The sequence below is a fragment of the Aeoliella straminimaris genome (assembly GCF_024054565.1).
GTDB classification, from domain to species: Bacteria; Planctomycetota; Planctomycetia; order Pirellulales; family Lacipirellulaceae; genus Aeoliella; species Aeoliella straminimaris.
In genome coordinates this window covers 29,971-52,641 of record NZ_JAMXLR010000003.1, presented here as the reverse complement: position 1 = coordinate 52,641, position 22,671 = coordinate 29,971, and the positions used below count along the sequence as shown (strand labels likewise).

At 60.1% G+C, this 22,671-nt stretch carries 17 protein-coding genes; 6 read left to right on the top strand and 11 right to left on the bottom strand.

From position 1 onward, the window contains the following. Positions 1 to 20: 20 nt before the first annotated feature. The 8 genes from NG895_RS00220 to NG895_RS00185 all read right to left on the bottom strand — a co-directional run bounded on the left by NG895_RS00220 (position 21) and on the right by NG895_RS00185 (position 11,300). Positions 21 to 806, bottom strand: coding sequence for a sulfite exporter TauE/SafE family protein (locus tag NG895_RS00220; protein ID WP_252850420.1), 786 nt, complete (start codon positions 804 to 806; stop codon positions 21 to 23). 133 nt (positions 807 to 939) lie between these two features. After that, positions 940 to 1,290, bottom strand: coding sequence for an ArsR/SmtB family transcription factor (locus NG895_RS00215; RefSeq protein ID WP_252850419.1), 351 nt, complete (start codon positions 1,288 to 1,290; stop codon positions 940 to 942). Positions 1,291 to 1,840: 550 nt separating this feature from the next. Further along, complete coding sequence (locus NG895_RS00210; protein WP_252850418.1) at positions 1,841 to 3,367, bottom strand: hypothetical protein; 1,527 nt, start codon at positions 3,365 to 3,367, stop codon at positions 1,841 to 1,843. Positions 3,368 to 3,748: 381 nt separating this feature from the next. Next, entirely contained in the window at positions 3,749 to 6,625 is a 2,877-nt protein-coding gene (locus NG895_RS00205; RefSeq protein WP_252850417.1) for a M10 family metallopeptidase domain-containing protein, read from the bottom strand. 437 nt (positions 6,626 to 7,062) lie between these two features. Continuing rightward, on the bottom strand, positions 7,063 to 7,635 hold the full coding sequence (locus NG895_RS00200; RefSeq protein ID WP_252850416.1) for a hypothetical protein: 573 nt from the start codon (positions 7,633 to 7,635) through the stop codon (positions 7,063 to 7,065). Positions 7,636 to 8,514: 879 nt separating this feature from the next. Next, positions 8,515 to 9,432 (bottom strand): hydroxymethylbilane synthase, encoded by a 918-nt coding sequence (gene hemC, locus NG895_RS00195; protein ID WP_252850415.1) that lies wholly within the window; start codon positions 9,430 to 9,432, stop codon positions 8,515 to 8,517. Positions 9,433 to 9,440: 8 nt separating this feature from the next. Then, positions 9,441 to 10,397 (bottom strand): DUF502 domain-containing protein, encoded by a 957-nt coding sequence (locus NG895_RS00190; protein ID WP_252850414.1) that lies wholly within the window; start codon positions 10,395 to 10,397, stop codon positions 9,441 to 9,443. Between the two features lie 138 nt (positions 10,398 to 10,535). Next, the gene (locus tag NG895_RS00185) at positions 10,536 to 11,300 is read right to left on the bottom strand and encodes a ComF family protein (protein WP_252850413.1); all 765 of its coding nucleotides are present in this window, start codon (positions 11,298 to 11,300) and stop codon (positions 10,536 to 10,538) included. A gap of 243 nt (positions 11,301 to 11,543) precedes the next feature. On the opposite strand from NG895_RS00185, the gene NG895_RS00180 reads away from it, so the two are divergent. The 6 genes from NG895_RS00180 (at position 11,544) to NG895_RS00155 (ending at position 19,411) form a co-directional block, all read left to right on the top strand. Then, on the top strand, positions 11,544 to 12,683 hold the full coding sequence (locus NG895_RS00180) for an LptF/LptG family permease (protein ID WP_252850412.1): 1,140 nt from the start codon (positions 11,544 to 11,546) through the stop codon (positions 12,681 to 12,683). A 267-nt stretch (positions 12,684 to 12,950) separates the two neighbouring features. Next, positions 12,951 to 13,883 carry a DUF6772 family protein gene (locus NG895_RS00175; RefSeq protein WP_252850411.1) on the top strand — a complete coding sequence of 311 codons (933 nt, stop codon included), beginning with the start codon at positions 12,951 to 12,953 and terminating at the stop codon, positions 13,881 to 13,883. Between the two features lie 39 nt (positions 13,884 to 13,922). Next, positions 13,923 to 14,255 (top strand): hypothetical protein, encoded by a 333-nt coding sequence (locus tag NG895_RS00170; RefSeq protein WP_252850410.1) that lies wholly within the window; start codon positions 13,923 to 13,925, stop codon positions 14,253 to 14,255. A 103-nt stretch (positions 14,256 to 14,358) separates the two neighbouring features. Continuing rightward, positions 14,359 to 16,872, top strand: coding sequence for a sodium:solute symporter family protein (locus NG895_RS00165; protein ID WP_252850409.1), 2,514 nt, complete (start codon positions 14,359 to 14,361; stop codon positions 16,870 to 16,872). 191 nt (positions 16,873 to 17,063) lie between these two features. Further along, on the top strand, positions 17,064 to 18,260 hold the full coding sequence (locus tag NG895_RS00160; RefSeq protein WP_252850408.1) for a M20 metallopeptidase family protein: 1,197 nt from the start codon (positions 17,064 to 17,066) through the stop codon (positions 18,258 to 18,260). A 29-nt stretch (positions 18,261 to 18,289) separates the two neighbouring features. Next, the gene (locus NG895_RS00155; RefSeq protein ID WP_252850407.1) at positions 18,290 to 19,411 is read left to right on the top strand and encodes a carboxylate-amine ligase; all 1,122 of its coding nucleotides are present in this window, start codon (positions 18,290 to 18,292) and stop codon (positions 19,409 to 19,411) included. A 27-nt stretch (positions 19,412 to 19,438) separates the two neighbouring features. Here the strand turns inward: NG895_RS00155 and NG895_RS00150 are convergent, their stop codons facing one another. The 3 genes from NG895_RS00150 to NG895_RS00140 form a co-directional block, all read right to left on the bottom strand. After that, a complete protein-coding gene (locus NG895_RS00150; protein ID WP_252850406.1) occupies positions 19,439 to 19,657 on the bottom strand; it encodes a hypothetical protein in 219 nt (72 codons plus the stop codon). A 74-nt stretch (positions 19,658 to 19,731) separates the two neighbouring features. Continuing rightward, positions 19,732 to 21,198 (bottom strand): EF-hand domain-containing protein, encoded by a 1,467-nt coding sequence (locus tag NG895_RS30500; RefSeq protein ID WP_252850405.1) that lies wholly within the window; start codon positions 21,196 to 21,198, stop codon positions 19,732 to 19,734. 148 nt (positions 21,199 to 21,346) lie between these two features. Continuing rightward, the gene (locus NG895_RS00140) at positions 21,347 to 22,654 is read right to left on the bottom strand and encodes a DUF1501 domain-containing protein (protein ID WP_252850404.1); all 1,308 of its coding nucleotides are present in this window, start codon (positions 22,652 to 22,654) and stop codon (positions 21,347 to 21,349) included. Between the last annotated feature and the right edge of the window lie 17 nt (positions 22,655 to 22,671).

Here is a 22,671-nt window from a genome sequence, read left to right as displayed (position 1 = left end):
GAACTTCTAACTCGCCTGCCTCAGGCGAGGGATTTGACGACGACAAAACAGGCCACCGCGACCATCGCAGCGGCGAATACTCGTTGCAGTACGGGGCCCGACACGCGGGCGGAGAGGCGCGAGCCGAATTGCATCCCGACGACGCCTCCCAAGGTAAACAAACCGGTAAGTGCCCAGGAAATGCTGCCACCGCCAAGGACGTAGGAAGTGACGCCCGAGATGCTGATCAGAAAGATCACCAGCAAGGAGGTGGCCACCGCAACATGGATGCTCAGTCCACCGAGCAGGACCAGTGCCGGCACGATGACAAATCCACCACCCACACCAAACATGCCCGATAGCACGCCGGTCGACAGCCCCAGCGCGCTCAACAGAGCAATGCATCGCGGGCCGAGCGTCGGGCGCCCGGATTCGTCGCGCTGACAAACGAACTGCGCGTTGGCAAGGTTTCTTCTCGATGCGTTCCACATTCGCACGGCAACTACTAACATCAGACCGCTAAACAGCACCAGCAGCATCGACTCCGGAAGCAGTGCCGAGAGTCGCGAGCCAAGGGGAGCGCCAATCATGCCTGCCAGCGCGAAGATCAGTCCAGTACGAAGATCGGCCTGCCCTTGGTGGAGTCGTCCCAGGGCGCCCAGCAGGGCTGTGGTGCCGACGGCTGCCAGGGAGACGCCCACGGCTTCTCGCGCCGGCAGTTTCAGTCCGTACACCAGCAGTGGCACGGCGAAGATGCCGCCCCCGCCGCCGGTGAGTCCCAGCGCAAAGCCAATGGCTATCCCACCGACAATGGCTATACCTGGCATGAGGAAACTCCCCGCTGGAATGGCAGTCTGGCAGCAGTCGATAGGACGCGGACTATTGATGCCTTCTCGGACATGGAAGCAAACATATCAATACCTAGCGAGAGTGCGATATATGGTGGTAAAAAAATACGATTCAGCTCGCCGCGCAAGGCTGGAAGCGGTTCTCGATGCAATCCAGCATTCGCTCGAGATGCGGCTCGGCCACCTTGTAGTAGACTCGCCGCCCCACCTTTTCGCTGGTGAAGAAACCGCATCGCTGCATCAGCCGCAGGTGTTCCGAAGCGACGTTTTCCAGCACGCCACAGTCTTTGGCCAACTCGCCTACGGTATACCGGTCGTGCAACAGGAGCTGCACCATGCGGATCCGCACCGGGTGAGCCAGCGTCCGCAGGCACTCGGCAGCCTGCCCCAATGCTTCGGCGTCGACTGGCAATAGGCGACGCTTCGGTCGTGAATCCTCGAGTGCTTGGGCTTTGTCGATCATCTTCCACCTCCACAGACATTATATCGGAATGTTGCGATATGTCCACCTGTCTTTTCTGGGAGATTTGCCCACACACGTCGTTTGGCTGCGCTGGCTGTAGTTGGCCAATTCGATCCAATGGTCCCAAAACCACCGGAGATTGTGGGCTTGTGTTTTGCGCAAGTCGTTTTGTGGTATAGGCTTACAGCAATGCCACTGCCTCGAGGCCGCCGAGTTGTTCCCCACTCCGCCCCCTACGGACCATTCGAGCCGATGGCAGGTGGGGATCTATGGCGAAGTTTGACAGAGTGCGGAATTGGGAGAGGCAAACGCTCTATCTCGGCTGGTGTTTACGGCTTCGCTATTTTGCCGCCGTGGGTCCATCTGCGGCAGACTGGCATATGGCTCACTTGCCTGCGGTATCGTTCACCTCAGCACTCCGCATCATCGCATCGATGACAGAGAGATCCATTGTGTGGACGATTCCAACTGTCTGGATTCGCGTCGCCGCGTAGGGCGATTGCTTAGCAGCTGACCTGCTCGCGAAAGAACCGACCAGTGGTCCTCGCCATCATGCTCCCAAGGCTTCGCGGGTCCGTTGAACGAGTTCGTTATCTGGGCCCTGCGAACCGCGCAACATGAACACATTCGAGGCCAAATAGAGGTTCCTGAACTCAGGTGACACGTGATAGTAGTCTTCTAGCACTGCCGAGCTGAACTTGTAGTCGTGTGCATTGTTGCCTTTGAGGAAAATCAACACACGGGCGGCATCCATAAGCGCTCTTGGGTCCTCCGTCTCATTCAAATAACCTACCATGCTTGCCGCAGCGTCTTCAGGTTTGCTACTCAGGTCGGAGAAAATCTCGGCCACATTTTGGGGGGCAGGGGCCGTCGCAGTTTGAAGATCGTCGATCCAGACATCCTTCAACTGACCTCGCCCGTGAGTCGCTTCGCGGAACTTCGCCAAGAACGCCGCATTCTGGAGCAATACCAGCCGACGAGTCTGATCGTTACCGCTGGTCTGGTAAGCGAAATGAAGGGCGTTGGTCGTTGTCACCGCATGCAGTGGCACAATCGCCGGCTGTTGCATCAGCAGTTCTCCAGCGGAGACCAATAGCCCGTCCCACACGGACTGGGGACCGACGCCGCTGTTCAACAAATCCACGACGTGCTGACTCGCTTCCTGGCTCGAAGCAGTCCGTAAGGTTGCAACGAGATCTCGAGTAGCAACCCCATCTACACGCCCCGCTCGCCAGTCGCGACGGATCGAGTCGACGATCTCGAGATTCTGGCGATAGGGACGGTCGGCTTCAGCATCACGTTGGCTCGGATTGCCTCCTTCGTGCATCAACAGGGCGTAGGCCAACGATCGCAATACGGGTTCGGCATGCTGCCATCCGATGCATTGGAGCGTTCGCCAACTGTTGGCCACATAAATGGCTTTGTGCCCGATGGAGCGAAAGTCTCGCATCCCATAGTGAAATAACTGTTCATAAACTCCCATAGCGCCAGCGTGACGAGCCATGCCAACGATGGCCGTGTCCGCGGCTGCTTCATCCCAGTTGTCCATGGCCGTGGCGAAAGCTTGCGGCGACTGCAGAGGAGTTGGCAAGGCCGATTCGTCGACCCGACTCATGGACCAGTCACCACGCTCGGCCACGTCACGCGCCGCGGCGCTCTTGAAGTAGTCTAGTGCCCAGAAGATGGGAAGCCATCGATGTTCGGGCGGAGAGGAAATGCTCGCCAGGTGCGCCGAGTTGACCACCAGCACGGTGTGGAACTTGTGTCCGACGCTGGGTCGAGGTTCTACATTCTTCACGCCCGCCAGCAACAGACCCGCCAGTAGCTCGCGATAGCTCAGGCCTTGCCGCAGTCGCTCAGCGACTACCTCCAGCAAGCGATCTCGCGGTGTTTCCTCAATCAACCTTACGACGGGGGCAATCTCGGAGTTCAACTCAATTGCGCCGGGGGCCACTTTTGCCTCTGCGGCCGACACCGGGTTCAAGGCAGATAGAAAACCGAGGTCACCGAGGCCGATCGCAGCTCCGGTAGTTGCCGTTGTCGAAAAGAATCTTCTCCGATTGAACTCTCCAGCCATGTCGGGGTTCCTTTCTTTTGAATTGCTCACGGTCCCCGGCCTCCCACGCGCATTGTAGCGTGTTTCTCTGGTGTTTGTATCGATAAATCATCTGGCAGTCGTGAAGATAGCAAGCATCGTGCTTCTTGAGTTGTTCCGTTCCCCTGTCAGCCGCTGGATAGCATGCCAACTGCGTGGGAAGGACGTTGCCTGTGCTCCAATTCCTCCGCGCCGTCACCATGACGACACAGCGGCAGAAGTCTGCGACACCACCCACAGCTGGACGTCTGGAGAATCTGCGGATGTGGGTCCAGCCGAACTTCCTTGCATGGAATCTGTGTACTAACAGGAATGCAGCTGCGGAACAGGGGCAACGGGACCGCCCGACTTGTTTGCGGAGGACTATTGCCGGGCCTTGTTGGCGGTGCATCGCTGGCAAGCCCACATGATCAGTAACGCGCCGGTTTGTACAACGAATGCGATAGCACTTGGCTCCGGCACAGCGGACAGCTGTCGTAGAGCTGACTCCGGCAAGGTGTTTCCGAAGCTAGACTTCCACGTTTCGTACTGAAACGTGCCAATCGGTGATCCATGTGGGTCGTTGGGCAGCGTACCTGCTGGCGACCCAAGGTTGTTTCGCCACACGGTGTAGTCGGCTGCGTTGACGACACCATCGCCGTTGTAGTCGCCCCAAAGTCCTATGTTTTCGATGCGAAGTACAACCGTATTCGGAGAATACAAGGCAACCAAGGTGACGTTCAGGATATCCGCTTCGTCGGCAACCGTGAGCTCGTCGAATGTATTCGATATCCGGTTGGCGGTGAGAACAGTAAACTCGTCCCCCACATTCGGTGTGTATTCGTCGTTCAAAAGCACGTCGAGCACCCCAGCCAGGTCCGCCTGGCCGACGACGTCGAGTTGATCAAACTCGCCCGATCTGGGTGTTCCGGCGATTTCGACATGCCATGACGCATTGGCCGATTGCGAGTAGAAGCCAACTTGAGCTGCGCCGGGTGAATTGCCAATTTGCAACTCCCCCTGGTTCTCGACGTTTTCACCAATCTGCACGCCGTCTTCCAGCGTGAGCAGGGCGGTGCTGCCGATTACAAGTGTGCCACCGCCGTCGATCGTAGCCCCGGTACGTATCACATGCTCGCTGAGCCTTACAAACGGAGCCGATGAAAGAGTGACCCTCGACTGTGTGTCGACGAAGTGGAATGTGCCAGACACATCGAGCGGGGCGGCAACCACACTCGATCCGTCGGCGTTGAGCGTGCCGGTGATGTTGACCCCGACCCCGTCTAGCACCGTTTGCGGGAAAAGTCCGAAGTTGATGTTCAACGTACTGGCCATGGTCCAGGCGCTCGAGGTGTTGAGATTCACTGCCAACCGACCGTTGAAGTTGATGTCGATCGTATCAAAATTGAAGTTGTTATTGCCGGTATCGATGTAGTCAACATTTAACGTAAGCGGTGCGTTGAGTGTCACTGTTTGACCGAAGCTGTCGCCGTCGAGGTCGAATCGGCTGACTTCGACAGTGGTGTCCGATTCCACCGCAGTGTCATTGTTCAACACGATGCTGCCGCCTCCGGTGTAGGTACCGCCTCTGAAAGTGGTCACGCCGTCGAGGTCAAGAAAGCCGTCGGTCGCCACATTCACTTCCACCCCCTGCAGGAATTCCGTTGCCCTCAGAATGTTGGCTCGCCCGGACACGTTTATTCGCCCATCCCGGGCGGTCCATCCCTGGGTGTCGAGAGTGGCTAGCTGCGTATCGCTACTCCCCCCATTTAGATTGAGGACCCCCACTCCGTCTCCATTTAGCTGAGGGGTGCCAAATGTCCACGGCTCGTCAAAGAAAACCGACCGCCCGGCACCGACGGTGATTTCGCCACCAAAACTGTCGGAAAGCGGGCCGGAGATGCTGACACTCGCCAGGACGGCAAACACCTGTCCGCTTCCAGTACCGTCCAGATCGATCTCTCCCCCCGGATTGGCATCGAGAGTGAGTACATTCATCAAACTGCCGACGGGAGCAATGGCCGTTAAGGTGCCCGATAGCCTGATGTTGTCAGCTCGTATGCGCCCGGTCCCCGAAACGAGCCCACCCTGCTCGACAATCACCTCCGCGGCATCAACGTCGACGTCAAAAATACTGCCTGATGTGAATAGGCGACCGTCATCGCGAACGCGGACCACCGAAGCGGTAATCGACTTGTCACCAAGTACCGACATGACCGCCGTACCCCCACCTTCGCCACCGATGGTCAGGGTGTTGCCGACGGTTAGTGAGTTGCCATTTCCATCCAGTTCGAGGCTACTGCCTTCAGCGATCAGCAAGTTGGCCACTGCGTGGTTTGCCAGTACTCGCACGTCGCCGCCGTGGCGGATGAATGCACTATCGTCTTCGTCCGGAATGCTATTGCCCTCCCAGTTTGCGAGAATGTCCCACAGCGTGCCGCCGAGAAAGTCTTGCCTTGGCAAATCGATGAATGCCCAGTCGGGGTCGGCTCCGGCGGCTATGGCAAACACGTCAGTCGCCGAGGGAAGCAAACGCTGATCCACAGATACAGTCGACCGCATGAGGCCAATGGTGCTTGCCAGATGTTCGCCATCGCCGGAATTGGTGGCAATCTCAACGGTTGCCCCGTATACGAAATCGGGATTCACGTCGTAAGCGTCGTCAGTTGCCGTTTCTGGCAGCGAGATTTCGTTCAGCGTACCCAGCAGATGTCCCAACTCGTGCACTGCAATCGTGAAAGCGTCGAATTCGTTGGTCGGACTACTTGCATTGCCTAGCATGCCCGCCTCCATCAATTCGGGCGGACTGGTCTCGGAATAGACAAATGCGACATTGAGGGGTGAGAGAGACCTCACCAACGTTTGCTGCATCTCGAATTCAGAATGATCAAGTGGAGTGCTGTCGAAAAACCACCGCAACGTTCCGTCGGCATTCGTGCCAGCTCTCCCGACAGTCTGCATGGTATCAAAGCGGATGAGCCCAAAATCGGGCGTGCTTGGTTGTACGTCGCCGTCGATACAGTTTAACGGTCCCGTGGCATAGCAGGCGAACGCCGCACGTCCATTACCGCCGATATTCTCATAGCCAATTTCCACATCGAGAACAAACGGATCTTCAATGATATCTTCCCAGTAGTTGGCAGCCGCGTTGACGATGGCCAGCATTTTATCTCCCGTCGGATCAAAGTTGGGCGCATCAGTAAACTGCGAGAATGAGACATTGATGGTCACTGCCTTGGTTGTTGCATAGAACGTGGGCACGAGAAGTGACGCAAAGAGAACTACCGAGAGCAGGCGAGGTGTCAAACAGCAACCGCTAACCATCGTAACCCCCTTTGGCCACATGCCGGAGATAGATCAGGTCCGTAGTCTGGAGTCATCGCGAAGGGGTTGCTAATCGCAACCAGGTCTTTTCGCAAAAGACGTTCCTACGCACAAACACAAGCTAGTTCTTTCTCAGCCGCAAGACATCCCGTCATGCGCGAGAAATAGCCCTTTTGAACTGTTCAAATGGCGGTGTTGAACCGTAGGGTTGTCAAAGCAAGCAACCACCGCGCTGCCAGATCCGGAGGCGTGGACCGATAGCAGCACGGCGGTCCAATTGCTTCACAGAACAGCGTGGACTCAGGCCAATTGCGATTTGATGCCTTCGTCCGGAGGTTCTATAGGCACTCGCACTTTAGGTTGGGAATGGTGGTTTAGCTTTTCCCGGCCCGATATCCACCTGCCAGTAGGAGGCACGCTCCAACCAGTGCCAACCCGAATGCCGTTGGCTCCGGTACTATTCCAAGTCTTACCGGATTTGGGCCAATGTCACCGGGAGTGAATCGATTATCCACTGTGGAACCTGCGGGCTCGCCAGCGAGAGTAAAGAAACCGTAACTGGTTTCCGGCGGTGTGGTCAGGCTTAGTGCCTCGCTCACCGACGCATCGACGATGAGATCCTGGCTGGTGGGATTCGTGAAGGTAAACAGCCAGTTGGGCCTCGTTTCAGGGATGTCAGTCGGGTTTACCTTCAACACAAACGCAAAGCCAGGCTGCAGTAGCCCAGGGCCCTGCGTATTGCCGCCAGGCCACACGAGGTTCATATCGAATGCAACGGGTTGACTGCCCATCGGGTTTCCAATCAGAAACTCAGCGTACCAGTCTTCGGCGCTGTCCAGAGCGTCACCAAACGATTGCTCGTAGGTAACCCCCGGCGCCACGAAGATACCCGATCCCCCTGCAGCCGGATCAAGATCCAAGTGCCGGGGATCCAGTTGGTTCTGCATGGGAAGTGAACTCCCCGTCGCGACTTGGCATGCGATGATGCCCCCCCAGCAAGCTAGAATGCTACCTTCTAGGAGAATCCGAAACGATACAGGCTTGGCGTTCGACGAATCGCTCGACTTGTACAACATGGGATCTTCTCCTGTCGTCTGAAGTGGTGCTGACTTGAGATCACAGAGTGACTTCACTGGGCCGGATGCCACGCATGGCATTTTCCGAATGCCCATTTGGTGGAGTATGGCTTCGAACAGGTACGACACCTCCACAAACTCGCCAATGGGAAGTAGGGCAACCTGCAAAGCGAATGAAGCACTACACCAGTCTATCAAGGCACCTAAATACACCTCATTGGCAACTCCTTATGTCATTGTGATTCGGCCGAGATCGCACAAAGAAGGCGTGGCGGATCAAAGCACTCCTTTGCAAGTGGGAGTGCGGTTTTGAAGTGCTCACGCTCAAAGAACGCAGAACACCTGGTGAATGGCGGAAGAGTCGTCACCGAGGCCGCTTCACGAGAGGTCGCCTGTCGATTCTAAAGCAATCCGACTCTATTCAAAGTGAATTCTGGAGGAATTGTTCAGATTGCGATTGTTGGGTGGTAGCACTGGTAGATTCGGCTGTCTGGGGTGCATTCGCGACAGCAGGCAGGCCTGATGGAAGCACTGCTATTGCGGTAGTGGCTGGCCGATCAAGGACCAAGCATGTTGTCCTGATGCAATACCAGGGAAGACCGCTCTCCATTGACTTTCAAAACTGCTTCGACGTTATGCGCGTCTTTCGCATTGATCGAATGTGTACAGTGGCAATTCTGATTAATGTTAGAAACGCTAAGAAGTTGGTTGCTGACGTTGCGGCGGTCGATCGCAACTGAGACTCCCCCTCTACCGCCGCTCTTCCACTAATCGCTTCGCCCCCTGGGCGAGCAACTCAGTGCCCACCTGTCGCCCAATCATCTCCGCATCATCCATCGCTCCCGTCGACTTGGCAGCCAAGCACTCCGTGCCGTCAGCGCTAAGGATGCGGGCGACAAGATGCAACTGATCGTCGTCGACCGTTGCATGTGCGCCGATGGCGGCCAGGCAGCCCCCTTCGACGTGGGCCAGCATTGTTCGTTCGGCGGTCACCGCGGCGCGGGCCTCGGCAACGTTCAGCGGGGCGAGGGCCGAGAACGCTTCTCCGTCATCCGCGCGGCATTCGATGCCCAGGGCACCCTGGCCCGGGGCCGGCAGCATCTGGTCGAACGGTATCTGCTGGGCGATCCGCTCGTCCAGACCCAACCGCGTCAGCCCGGCAGCGGCCAGCACCATCGCGTCGAAGTCGCCCGCGTCGAGCTTGCGGAGTCGCGTGTCAACGTTCCCGCGGACGTCGCACAGCTGCAGATCGGGCCGCAGCTTCAAGAGCTGTGAGCGGCGACGCAGGCTACCAGTGCCGACGCGAGCGCCAGCGGGCAGTTCGTCGATCGAACGGGCCGTGTTCGAAACCAGGGCGTCGGCCACCACTTCCCGCTCGGGCACAGCGGCCAGGGTGAGGCCCGGTACCGGCGTGGTTGGCAGGTCCTTCAGGCTGTGCACCGCCAGGTCGACGGTATCGTCCAGCAGCGCCCGCTGAATCTCCTTGGTGAACAGTCCCACACCGCCGATGGCGCCGAGGTCGGTCGATTGATTGGCGTCGCCGGTGGTGGTGATCTCGACAATCTCGACCAGATGGCCGATTTCGGTGAGTCGCGCGGCGGTCCAGTCGGCTTGCCAACGGGCCAGTTTGCTGCCTCGGGTTCCTAGTCGCAGCACTCGCTTGGCCACGGGATTCCTCACTCGCTCTTGGGCGTCATGTTCGGTCCGGAGGGCGGGTGTGCCGTGTCGGGCAGGATCAGCCGATCCCGCTCGTCGACATCGGTTGCCACCTGCCCCGGCGGCACCACCACACCGCAACTGACGATGAACTGGATCGCCTGGTCGATGGTGATGTTCAGGTCGATGGTTTCGCTCTTACGTACCGTCATGGTAAACCCAGTGAACGGCATGGGCGAGGTGGGTACCAGCACGCTGAGCACGGGCTCGTTGGCGGCGGCGCGGATGTCGAGCATGCTTTCGCCGGTCACCATGGCGAGGGTCCAGATGCCTCGGCGGGGGTATTCGATGGCCACGACGCGGGTGGCCTTGATCGTGGTGTCGGAGAACATGAAGTCGGTCACCTGCTTGACCGACGAGTAAACCTTGCTGATGAGCGGCAGCCGGGTAATGACGCGTTCGAGTTGCCCCCACAGGAATCGGCCCACGCCGGCCGCCAGGAACCTGCCCAGCAGGTACAGCACCAGGATCAACACCCCGAGAAACACGGGGATGACGAACCATCGTTTCAGGTACTCCTGGTCGATGTACTCTTCGTAGATCACGTCGGCATCGCGCGAGGTGCTGCGGCCGACGCTTGGTTTGACCTTCTTGTAGACGTCGAGCGGTATGAAGCGATCGTCCTTGGTGCGGACGTATTGCTTGTCTTCGATGGTGTACTGATTCGGATCGTCTTCGTTCTGCTCGGCATCGGCCCGGTCGGGCTGGATGTCCGTGGCATAGGTCATCAGTGCCGCACGAGCGTTACGCTCCATCGGCTCGAGCATGTAGGTGATGACCGTGTTGTAGACCCACACGAAGATGACGATCGTGAGCAGCGGCGGCAGCAGCACAGCGAGTCCGCGCAGCACGGCCCGGCGAAACGGATCGAGGGGCCGTTTCGGTGGTTGCAGGCTCACTTGGGTCTGAGGGGCCATATTCACCACGCGAAGGGAAGGGCGGATAGGATGGGTGCGCGGGGGCGGCTTTATTACCCGATCGTCAAAACTGGGCCACGCCGCAGCACTATTCTCCCGACAATTGAGGCGTTGGCAAGCGCGGGCGGCGGCGCGGCATTAACGATCCGAATAACTGCGCGCCACGGCAGCCACGGTCACCCGAGCGGCGCCGCCGTGGCGCAGCGCACGCGAGCACTGGGTGACGGTGGCGCCGGTTGTAAGGATGTCGTCCACCAGCAGCACGTGCGCCGATTGTAACCGATGCCCGGCCGCCACGCGGAACGCGCTGCGGACGTTCGTGAGCCGATCGGTAGGCGACAGTTGGAACTGCGGCAGTGTGTAACGTCGCCGCACCAACAGCCCGCTGGCCAATGGCACGCCCAGTTGCTGCGCGATGACGCTGGCCATGGTCGAAGGCGAGTTGGTCATCCGCCGCAACCGACGCCGCCAGTGCATCGGCACCGGGCAGACGACATCAATGTCGGCAGCTTGGAGTTGTTCGCTGTGTTGCTGTAGCAATCGATGCGCGAGCGCCACGGCCACTTGTTCGCCGGTTGGCTTTTTGGCGCGTAGTAATTGCTCGCGGAGCAAGCCTTCGTAGGGGCCGAGACTCACGGCCAGGTCATAGCGAGTCTTGCCGCCGCCGCAGTGACCGCAGGTCTTACCGGCGGCGAGCGGCTGCGGCACCGTGGCCCCGCACCCCGGACAGTAGGGCGGGTGGAATTCGGCGAACTCGTGCAGGCACGCCCTGCAGAAGGCGGCCGGCGTGGGCCGATCGAGCGCCTCGCCACACACGACGCACGCCGGTGGGAACAATAGTTCCAATAGCCGCGAGCGACACGACGAAGCAAGCCGGGATATGGAGAATACGGAGCGAGACATGCCAATGGTGCCGTGCAAGGTAGTGCTAGCATTGTAGTTAAGCGGGGGAAGGAGTGCAGAGTTTTTACGGGAGCCGGACGTGCTAGCACCGCGGGGGCAGGCGGAGATTCGCCCTGGGGGGAAATTCGCCAGCAATCGGCCGTTGTTGGCAACTGACGGCGATAATCACCCAATCTTGACGCACCGCGCATGCATCCACTACTGTTCTGCGACTTTGTTCCCGAATTGTGAGTGCCGTCCGCCATGCTGCGAATCATCGATCGATACCTGCTGTGGCAGTTCGTGCAGATCTTCCTGATCTGTTACGTCAGCCTGACAGGGCTGTTTGTGGTGATTGATGCGTTTCAGAATCTGGATGACTTCAGCCGCGTGGCGAAGGAGATGAATCAGTCTTACGCGCAGGTGATGTTGCAGTACTACGGCTACAAGTCGATTTACTTCTTCGAGATCATAAGTGGCGTGCTACCGCTGGTGGCGGCCATGTTCACTATCACCTGGATCGAACGGTACAACGAAATGACCGCCCTGATGGCCGCGGGCGTGTCGCGCCTGCGGGTGTTGCGACCGGTGATTATCGCGGCGGTGGTAGTATGCATTCTGGCGGCCACCAACCGCGAGGTGGTGCTGCCCCAGATTCGCGAGAAGCTGGCCTCGGACGCCAAAAACCTGGGTAGCAATCGCGCCCAGGAAGTGGCTTCGCGACAGGACACGCAAACCGGCATCCGCATCGACGCCGAAGAAGCCGTGACCGCCACACAAACCCTGGCGGGCGTGAGTTTGATTCTGCCGTCTCACCTCTCGAGGTACGGCAAGCTGGTATACGCCGAAAGTGCCGTATACCAGCCGCCCGACGACTCCAAACCGGGTGGCTACCTGCTGAGTGGCGTGGTTACCCCCAAGCACCTCAGCGAGCGACCCTCGCTGATGCAGGACGACCTCCCCGTGCTGGTAATGCCGTGCGACGCGGGGTGGCTGAAGTCGGATGAAGTGTTTCTGGTGAGCAATGTCGACTTCGAGCGACTGCTGGCAGGCACCGCGTGGAGGCAACACGCCTCGACGCTCGAACTAATCGACGAGCTACATAGTCCGAGTGTGGATCTGGGCAACGACCTGCGAGTCGAGGTGCATTCGCGGCTGGTGAAGCCATTGCTGGACTGCACGCTGCTGTTTCTGGGACTGCCGCTGGTGGTAACGCGCGGCAATCGCAATCTGTACCTGGCGGTCGGTCTGGCAGCCCTGGTCGTAGCGGCCTACTTTACCGTGACGATTGGCTGCCAGTCACTGGGTAATTCGGGCTGGATCCGCCCGACGCTGGCCGCGTGGCTGCCGCTGATCATCTTCTGCCCGATCGCGGTGTACTTGGCCGACTCGCTCCGTCGGTAGTCGGGGCTGTGGGCTAATTTTGCGGTCAAGAATGCCGGGTTTGGGCGATCTTTCGTGCTGTCGCCTTCGGTGTGTGCTTGCATGGCCACGACTGTGGTAATAAGATGCGTAGAATATTTCTGGTTTTTCAGTAATATGTCGGCGGCGGGTTTGGCGGCAAACGCACCGAGGATTCTCCGCGCAGGTCTTCCTCTGCTCGGGCGTTGTTGAAAACATGTCGAGTGCCGCCGCCGAGCCCTTTCGTAGCAAGGAGCGTGTGCAGGCACAATGAACGAGTTTTCCCATCCGCTATTGCTCTCTGGCCGTTACCGGCCGCTGCAAAACATCCTGGCCTACGACGATTTTAATCAGGGACAGTGCGGCTGGATCGACCTGATGAACAACTTCGTGCTGGAAGGGCACAAGCCGCGACCCAGTATCGTGACCAAGCATCGCTGGGGGCCAGTGATGTTGTCGAACGCCAACTTCGGCTATGCGGGGACGCACGGCGCGATGAACGGGTTGTATTCGCTAAAGCTGGCCACTCGCCCCGAGGCGAATCCGTACGAACAGCCACCGGCGCCCGGCGCTATGAGCATGGCCATCAAACGAATGACCTCCCTGCCGTTCGCCAACAGCGGCAAGCTACAGCTCGAGATGTGGTATGCGTACACGCCCGAGCAGGATCGCGCCGGCATCGGCGAAAAAGACATTCGCGCGTTCGGCGCGCTGTTCGACATCCAGGACACCGAACATCGCTACTTCTCCGCCGCCCGCTATGTGAACTCCGTAAACGGCACGCTCGCCCGTAAATGGCAGTACGCTCAGGCTGCCGATGTAACCGACAGCGAGTGGGCGTATGATACCGAAGGCGATTGGTGCAAGCGCGGTATCGACCCAGTGTGGTTTGGCAAGCGCCAGTCCAATGGCGACGCCGACTCGTTCAAGTGGGTGCCGGGCGGCGAGGAAGTGCTCTGCTACAACGAGTCGGACGACAAGATCAACTGGTCCTACTTTCGGTTGACTATCGATACCCAACGTCGCGAATACTGCGAGCTGCAGTCGGGCCGGAGCACCTATTCGTTGCAGGGTGTGCAGCCGACGCTGGTTGCACCGTATCGCGGCATTACTTCGTTATTGAATCCGGTGATCTGGATCGAAGCCGATACGACTCGCCGCGTGTTTCTTTTCGTCGATTCGGTGCTGATCTCGGCGGAGTGAGTTCCGCCTTTCCCTTATCCATTCGAAAGTACGCTGAGGATGAGACACTCGATTACGGCCGCCTTGGAACGGCACCGCGACTACACCCAAAGCTTTGCTACGGAGCCCTACGAATGCGCCTGGGCGACCGAGGCGATATTCTTTATCCGCGTTCAGGAGCTCGAAGGAGAGAACCCCGCCCTGCAGGCCCGGGTGCAAGTCTCGCCGGACGGTATTCATTGGGCTGACGAAGGTACCGAGTTCCAGCGGATCGACCAATTGGGCGTAAGCTTTGTACGCGTCACTCACTTTGGCGGCTGGCTGCGGCTCGAGGGATCGGTCGAAGGCGAGCAGGCTCGCTTCAACGTCAACATCAACCTTGTTCTCAAGTGACTCGAGCCACGCCGCAGTTGACGCGTTGGGACCACTGCAGGCGGCTACCTCTTCATGCTCCCGTTCACAGCATATGCACCCGATATCACGAAACTGCCTGCTAGTGCTACTGCTCGCCGCCGGTGTTGGCGCGATCGCTGGAGCATCGGACACCGCCCCGCCAGATGATCTTCTGCACTGGCAAGAGCTCCCCCAACTGCCCGACTCGCTGGGCATCGCGGGGGCTTACGTGGGGATGGTTGGCGATCGACTGATCGTGGCGGGCGGTTCGAACTTTCCCGACTGGGAGGATCCCAAACAGTATCTCAATACGATCTACGCACTAGATCTTGCCCATCGCGAAACGGCCGACTGGCGGTTGGTGGGGCGATTGCCGCGGCCCTTGGCCCATGGTGCAGCGGTCGGCACGCCGCGAGGTTTGTTTTGTATGGGCGGTACAGACGCCTCCGGGGAGACCGCCGAGGCGTTCTGGATTGAGTGGCACGGCGATACCAACTCGGCGGAGGTAGTCACCGAGCCCGCGGCGCTGCCCTCGCCGCGTTCATATCTGGCGGCGGCCATCTTGGGACAGAAGGTTTACGTGGCCGGTGGAAACCACCAAGGGAAGCAACTCGAGGAGTTTCTTTGTCTCGATCTCGACGCACCCCGCAATGAACGCGGATGGCAGCGACTGCCAACTTGGGAGGGACCACCGCGAAGCGGCGCTTTGCTGGTGCCGCAGTGGGATGGCTTCGCCGACCGGCTGTACCTCGTCAGTGGCAAACACGGCAGCGAGTACCTCCGCGACGTACACAGTTTTTCGCCCAGCGAAGGTACCTGGCGACAGCAAGCCGAGGTGCCGCGGGCTGCGTTTGCTGCGCCGGTTGCAGCCGTGGGGCAATCGCACCTGATGGTGTTCAGTGGATCGGACGGACACGACGTCGATGGCATCGCGGAGCTGCAGCCCGACTACCAGTTCGTCCGCGATGTGCTCGTCTACCATACGATCACCGACACCTGGTCGACCATGGGCAAAATGCCACAAGGAGTTGCCGGGACGTACGCGGTCAGCTGGCACAACAGTTTGTTTCTGCCGGGCGGCGAGCTGCGCCCGCGGATTCGCACCCCCGACGGATGGCAGGTAACCCCTCAACCGGCCCCGCCAAAGTTTGGGATGATCGACTACGTGGCGTTGGTGCTATACCTGGCGTCGCTAGCGGGCATCGGATTCTACTGCTCGCGCCGGGAAAATTCCTCTTCCGACTTCTTTCTGGGCGGGAAGCGGCTACCTTGGTGGGCGATTGGGCTGAGCCTGATGGCCACGCAGGTTAGTTCCATTGGCTTCATGGCGATCCCTGGCAAGGTGTTCGCCACCAATTGGGTGTACTTCACCGGCGTGGCCACGTGGTTCCTGGTGGTGCCGATTGTCACTCGCGCGTACCTGCCATTTTTCAGTCGTTTGAAGATCACCAGTGCTTACGAGTACCTGGAGGTGCGATTCAATGGGGCGGTGCGCATGTTGGGAGCCACGGCTTTTGTACTCACCCAACTGGGACGCATGACCATCGTTCTGTACCTGCCGGCGATCGCGCTGAACGCGGTGACCGGCATCGATGTCGTGTGGTGCATCGTACTGATGGGAAGCCTGGCCACGGCCTACACCATTGCCGGCGGCATCGAGGCCGTGGTGTGGACCGACGTGTTACAAGCGGTCATGTTGCTGCTGGGTGGCCTGGCTTGCATTACCGTGGTGGTTCTCGATCTCGAGGGCGGGCTCGGCGAGCTGTTCGCCGTGGCCAGCGAGCACGACAAGTTTCGCATGGTTGATCCCGGCTGGCAATTCACCACCACCGCGCTGTGGGTCGTGCTGGTTGGCAATCTGTTCCAACGCTTGGCCATGCTTACCGCGGACCAGGCTTCGGTGCAGCGTTTCCTGGCGACGAAGGACCAACGCAGCGCAACGCGGGCACTGTGGACCGATGTGGCGGTGTCGGTGCCGTGGGCGGTGTTGATCTACCTGCTGGGCACAGCGTTGTACGTGTTCTATCGGTCGAATCCGGCGCTCATGGATCCTGGCGTGAGGGTGGATGGCATTGTCCCGCTATTCATCGCCCAACAACTGCCACCGGGGCTATCGGGGTTCATCATTGCTTCGATCTTCGCCGCCGCGATGTCGAGTCTCGATAGCTCGATGCACAGCGTGGCGACGGTACTGGTGACCGATTTCTACGCCCGGCTAAGACCTGAGCGTTCGGATGCTGCGCGACTGCACATGGCCCGCTGGATTACACTCGCGCTGGGTTGCCTGGCCACGGTGTCGGCGATTCTCGTCAAGCAGTTTGGCATTCTCTCGTCGCTCGATCTGTTTACTACCATCGTAGGACTCACGATTGGTATTGTCGCCGGGCTGTTCGTGCTGGGCATCTTCACCGCGCGGGGAAACTCCTCCGGCGCCATCATGGGAGTGATTTGCAGCACCGTGGCACTCTACTTCGTGTATGGCCATGTCCATTTCTTCTTGTATTCGATGATCGGTGTGATCGTCACCACGGTGGCCGGTTACTTGTTCAGCCTGCTGCTTCCAGGCGAGTCGACAACGGCCGGGCTGTGCCTGGCGGTCAAGCAAAGGTCGGAGTGAGTGCCCGGTGACCACGCTCGCACCGTTGGTGCTGGTTGATAGCTGCCGAAAAGCGTGCTTCGGCGTATCGGCTCCATAGCCGCACGTGCGGATAACGTGGTAGGCTATACATAGACAACGGGTGGCGAGTGACGTGTGGCATGGGGCCAGTCGCTTGCGTCCACCCGTCACGTGCCTCTTGCCACTATCAGATGCCCGACTGGCAACAACAGCTGTGGGACGCCGTGGATCGTCGCGCCGACGAGCTGATCGAGGTCCGTCGTCACCTGCATCGACATCCCGAGCCGAGCAATCAGGAGTACGCCACGAGTGAGTTCCTGCAGATGCGTTTGGCCGAGCATGGCATTGCCTCGGTGGTGCCGCAACATCGTCGAGGAGTGATCGCCGACAGCGAGGATCAATCGGCGGCGAAGCGAGTCGCCTTGCGGGGCGATATCGATGCTTTGGTGCTGAAGGATCGGAAGCAGGTGGAGTATCGCAGCCGCAACGAGGGCATCATGCACGGCTGCGGCCACGATGCCCACGCCACGTGCGTGTATGGGGCGATTGTCACGCTGGCCGAATTGGCCAAGGCCGGCGCGCTGCCCTGTCCAGTCACCTGGCGAGGCCTGTTTCAACCGGCCGAAGAAACCGCCACCGGCGCGAGCGAAATGGTCGCCAATGGCGTGTTGCAGGGAGTCGACGGCATCTTCGCGCTGCACGTCGATCCCACGCGCGCCGTGGGTACTGTGGGGGTGAGGGCAAACACTTTTACTGCACACTGCGACGCCATGCGGATCGAAGTCGAAGGTGCGGCCAGTCACGCCGCACGGCCGCACTTGGCAAAGGACACCATCGCGGCGGCCGCGCAGTTCGTCACGGCCATCTACCAACTCGTGCCGCGTGGCATCGATAGCCAGGATGCAGCCGTAGTGGCGATTACCCAAATCGAAGGGGGCTCCGCTTCCAATGTGATTCCCGACCGAGTGACCATGTCGGGTATGATCCGCGCCTTGGGCCGCGACGTCCGCAATCACGTGGTGGGCCATGTGGCCCATGTGGCCGAGTCGGTGGGACAACTTACCGGCACCAAGATTCATATCGATTTCGGCGTGCATATTCCCGGTGTCGAAAATGATCTCCGGCTGACCAACCTGGTCGCCAACATTTCGGGCAGCCTGCTGGGCACCGACCGCGTACAATGGATCGACCGCCCCAGTATGGGCGGCGAAGACTTTGCTTTTTTTCAGGAACACGTCCCCGGCGTGATGTTCCGCCTTGGTTCGTCGCGCGACAACACCCCTGCCAGCGGCCTGCACACTCCGTTGTTCGATATCGACGAGCGTTGCCTGGCCATTGGCGCCAAGGTGCTTGCCACCGCCGTGGTGGAAGCTTGTCTCGACAGTTGACCCGCCCCCAATGACGGGAACCTCTTCTTATGGGAAAAATTGGATTCACCCGCAACGACTATCCCACGGTGGGGATTGAGTTGGAGTTGGGCCTGGTCGATGCCAAGACCATGGCGCTTTCCAGTGCGTATGATCGCGTCTCTACGGCGCTGGACGATTCGGTCCAGGGCGTGAAACACGAATTGATGCAGTGCGTACTGGAAATCAACACCGGCGTGTGCGAAACCATCGACGAAGCCGGGGCGGACCTGGAGCATAAGATCCGCAGTGTCGAAGCCGCCTGCGATGCGTGCGATGTGCGGCTATGGTGGGGGGCCAGCCATCCGTTCTCGCTGTGCCTGGACCAACAGGTAACCGAAAACGAACGCTACTTGGGGCTCGTACAACTGCTGCAGGACATGGCCCGCCGGCTGATCACCTTTGGCATGCACGTGCACGTGGGGGTCGACTCGGGTGACAAGGCCGTGATGATTTGCGACCGGCTGATGCGGCACCTGCCAACCCTGCTGGCCATGAGTACCAGCAGTCCCTTCTGGGAAGGGCGAGTTACCGGGTTGCAGTCGTATCGCTCGAAAGTAATGGAGGGTCTGCCCACTGCCGGACTGCCGACGCTGATGCGCAACTGGAGCGAGTATGTCTGGCTGGTGAATCACATGGTCGACACAGGGTTCATCAATACCATTCGCGAACTGTGGTGGGACGTCCGCCCGCACCACAACTTCGGCACCGTGGAAGTGCGCGTGTACGACATGCCGGGCAACCTGGAACACGCCCTGGCCCTGGCCGCCATGACGCAAAGCCTGGTACAGTCGCTATCCGACGAGATCGACCACGGTACGTACCAGCACGATTGCCACCCGATGATGGTGCGGCAGAACAAGTGGCGGGCCGCGCGGTACGGCGTCGACGCCGAACTGGTCGACTCCTTCACTTACCTGCCGAGGCCCGTTTCTACCGCTGTCAAACAGCTGACCAACGTACTGATGCCCACCGCCAAACGCCTGAACTGCGACCACTGGCTCGCAAAGTGCGAACAACTGGCCCGTGCGCAAAGTTGTGCCAACAAACAGTTGGCTATCTTTGAAGAAGCGGGCGACCTGGTGGAAGTCGTGCGTCGGCTAACTGCGGAGTCGCGGATTTCGGAGAAGTGACGAGTCCCAAAGTGGAATGGTCGCACTTTAGCCCTTGCCGTTCATAGCCGTGCCAATCACTTCGGCCACTCCTACCAGCAGCACGACCACAAGGATAAATCCCAGGACAAGGCACAGAGTCTGCAGCGAGGCGACGGATTGAACTTCTGCACGTGCCAGATTCTTGCGGCCCCGCGGACCGTCGGTGAAGAAGGAGTCGGGCATCAACATCAGCCCGATGACATGGACTACAAAAAAGCTGGCCACTCCCGGCCAGTGCCTGTCGATCCAGCACCTCTTGAGGTAGTTAGGACACTCATAGCTCAGGGAAGCGAGGGACCTTACTCCGCGCCGTCCGCCGCCCGAGCCTCCTCGGCATCCATAAACCCATCGCCGTTGAGATCCAACTGATCGAACGCCTCGGGAGGGCCGAGGAATTCCCGGCGGCTGAGGTCACCATCGTTGTTGAAGTCGGCGGCGGCGAACCAGCGGGGGGCATCGCTCGTGCTGCCGCTGGTGGGCGCTGCATCGGGGACGTAGAAGTTCACCGTCGAGGGATCTTCCCCGCGCAGCAATGCCACGATGCGGACCTGCGGCAATTCGGCGGCCGACAGCAGGCCATCGCCATCGAGGTCGCATGCTTTGAGTCGCTCGCTGGCGGTGGTCACCTCTCGTTCGCCCAGGCGGCCATCGGAGTTAGCGTCGAGCGACTCGTACAACACGTCGCACTGGTCGTGCACCATGAGCTGCGTCTGGATGCTCCGCAGGCTGTTGTTGGGACTCGATGGAACGGCCAGGTCGTGGATCGACAGCACCAGTCGGCAGTCGCCCAGTTGCACCACAGCGCGGGATTTGGTGGGGTGGGCTACGAGTCGCAGCGACTCCACGCGGTCGGTCAGTTCGAGTTGCTCGATCACAGGCGGACGGCCGTCGCGGAAGCCCACAGCCAGGCGAAGGTGCGGCTCGATGGTGGCCAGTCGCGCGATCTCGGAGTCGCCCAGCCACCCGTCGCCGTCGTCGAGTTCAGTAAACAGACCTGGCAGCTCACGAAAGCACTCGCCGCCCAGCGACTGTTGGCGAGCGTACATGTCGGCCAGCAGGTAACCGAGCCGACCCATGTCGAACGAGCCGCCCAAGTGCAGGGCCGCATGTCTTTGCACCACGCGACTCGAGATCCGTCGATTGCCCTGCGTTGACAACTGTTCTTCGAGCGGGGCCAGCTCCGCGTCGACCAGCGTGCGATCGTCGTCCGCGTCATACGCCCACAAACGTTGGGCGACGCTCGCCAGTTCGTCGGGCGACAGCCCACCACTGGCGTCGGCATCCAGCAGTTCCCACAAGCGTGATTCGCTGGCACCTCGCGTCTGGGTGCTGCGGACCGTCAGCGGCGCGACGCTGCGCCCCGCGTCGCGGCCCAGCCACGATGCCATCTCGCCTCGCTGGATGCGATGGTCGCCGTTGCGATCGTAGGTTTCCTCCCACTCGTCGAGTTGTTTGGAGGTAGGTGTTACGCCGGGCATGGAGGAGGCGAAGTACTCGTTGTTCGCCCGCCATTCCTTCCAGGTTCGCCGTTTGTCGCCGTTGGTATCGCCCGCGTTGTATGCCGCTTCGACAAGCTGCTCCACGCCCTCGGTATGGGGCCGGCCGTCAACCGTGATCCATAGATCCGCCACCAGCGGCCCGCCCGGCGAAAGCAACACCACGCGTTCGCGCAGCTTTTCTTCAGGCCATGTGTAGGCTGGTTCGGGCGGTGGTTCGGGTTCAGGCTGTTCGGCAGGTTCCGGCTCGGGTGCGGGAGCTTCTTGCACGATGGCAACGGGTTCCGCTTTTGGTTTTGCCTTCGGTAGCGCAGGTTGAGATACCTTGGCGCGCTGGCATCCGACCGTCGCCACGACCGACACGGCGATCAGAAGGAGTAGGCTGCAGTAGCGAATCCAAGGCATTCGAAATGCACCCTCATGCTAACAGTTCCGTGATCGCCGAGCCTTCGGCGATCTTCACTGGGCGATTCGAAGGGGTAATGTTCTCATGGTAGGGCGAGACGCCCACCGCCTCGCACAGGGTGGCCAGCACGTCACCTATCTGCACCGGGTTCTCTTCGATCTTCATACCGTCCTCTGAGGTGCGACCATATGCTTGCCCGCCGGCGATGCCGCCGCCCGCCAGCACGCAGCTCCAAGCGTTGGGGAAATGATCGCGACCAGCGTTGGAGTTGATCATCGGCGTTCGGCCGAACTCTCCCATCCAGACGATGGTGGTGCTCTCGAGCAAACCACGATTCGACAGCTCGATCATCAAGCTCGACCAACCAGCGTCGAGTTCCTCGGACAACCGGGCGACTTGCTGGAAATTGTCCGCGTGCGTGTCCCAGGCCAGGCCTTGCCCCAGGGCGACCTCGACGAACGGTACGTCGCGCTCCACGAGTCGCCGGGCGAGCAAGCAACCCTGACCGAACAGTCCCCGGCCGTAACGCTCACGCACCTGCCGAGGTTCTTCCTTTAAATCAAACGCTTGTCGAACCTCGGGACGCATCATTTCGGCGGCCTGGCGGTAGAGAGCGTGGTGCGCTGCCAGCGAGTTTTGCTGACGGGAGGCCAGAAACCGGCCCTCCAAGGCCCGCCACATCTCCATCCGCCGCGCAGCTTGTCGCTCGCTAACGCCTTGGGCCCACTCGACATTTTCGAGTCGCAGATCGGCCATCTCACGGGTGCCATCGGTTGGTTGTCCGCCCACGACGGCCGGTGCGTATTGCGGACCCAGGAAGCCCGGGCCGAAGGCCGCGGGGTTGAGCTGCGATTGCGGCGCGATGCTCACGTACGCCGGCAGGATGGTGTCGCCATGGTCGAGCTGCTTGGACAGTGAGCAACCCATCGCCGGATGGGCCACGTCGCCCTGCGGAGTGTAGCCGGTGCGGACCACGTGGGCCCCGCGGGCGTGGTCGCCTTCTTTGGTGGTCAGCGAGCGAATCACCGCCAGCTGATCGGCTTGCTCGGCCAGACGGGAAAAGTGCTCGCTGAACCGCAAGCCCGGCACGCTGGTGGGGATTTCCTTAATCGACCCGCCGTTGGCGTGGCCCGGTTTCATGTCGAACGTGTCTGTTTGGCTCGGTCCGCCGTTCATCCACAGCAGAATGCAGTGCCGCCGACGTCCTGGATGCGAAGCGGCTGCAGTGGCCAGCGGAGCGAACCAACTGGCGCAGGACGTGCCCAACGCCCCCAGGCCCAAAGCCCCAAGCATTTGCCGGCGATCGATTGGTTGGAACATGGAAGTCTCCAAGGGAA

Excerpts from the sequence above, each read along its gene's own strand:
- NG895_RS00220 (WP_252850420.1), bottom strand. The coding sequence starts at position 806 with ATGCCAGGTATAGCCATTGTCGGTGGGATAGCCATTGGCTTTGCGCTG.
- NG895_RS00215 (WP_252850419.1), bottom strand. The coding sequence starts at position 1,290 with ATGATCGACAAAGCCCAAGCACTCGAGGATTCACGACCGAAGCGTCGC.
- NG895_RS00210 (WP_252850418.1), bottom strand. The coding sequence starts at position 3,367 with ATGGCTGGAGAGTTCAATCGGAGAAGATTCTTTTCGACAACGGCAACT.
- NG895_RS00200 (WP_252850416.1), bottom strand. The coding sequence starts at position 7,635 with ATGCAGAACCAACTGGATCCCCGGCACTTGGATCTTGATCCGGCTGCA.
- NG895_RS00190 (WP_252850414.1), bottom strand. The coding sequence starts at position 10,397 with ATGGCCCCTCAGACCCAAGTGAGCCTGCAACCACCGAAACGGCCCCTC.
- NG895_RS00185 (WP_252850413.1), bottom strand. The coding sequence starts at position 11,300 with ATGTCTCGCTCCGTATTCTCCATATCCCGGCTTGCTTCGTCGTGTCGC.
- NG895_RS00180 (WP_252850412.1), top strand. The coding sequence starts at position 11,544 with ATGCTGCGAATCATCGATCGATACCTGCTGTGGCAGTTCGTGCAGATC.
- NG895_RS00175 (WP_252850411.1), top strand. The coding sequence starts at position 12,951 with ATGAACGAGTTTTCCCATCCGCTATTGCTCTCTGGCCGTTACCGGCCG.
- NG895_RS00170 (WP_252850410.1), top strand. The coding sequence starts at position 13,923 with ATGAGACACTCGATTACGGCCGCCTTGGAACGGCACCGCGACTACACC.
- NG895_RS00160 (WP_252850408.1), top strand. The coding sequence starts at position 17,064 with ATGCCCGACTGGCAACAACAGCTGTGGGACGCCGTGGATCGTCGCGCC.
- NG895_RS00155 (WP_252850407.1), top strand. The coding sequence starts at position 18,290 with ATGGGAAAAATTGGATTCACCCGCAACGACTATCCCACGGTGGGGATT.
- NG895_RS00140 (WP_252850404.1), bottom strand. The coding sequence starts at position 22,654 with ATGTTCCAACCAATCGATCGCCGGCAAATGCTTGGGGCTTTGGGCCTG.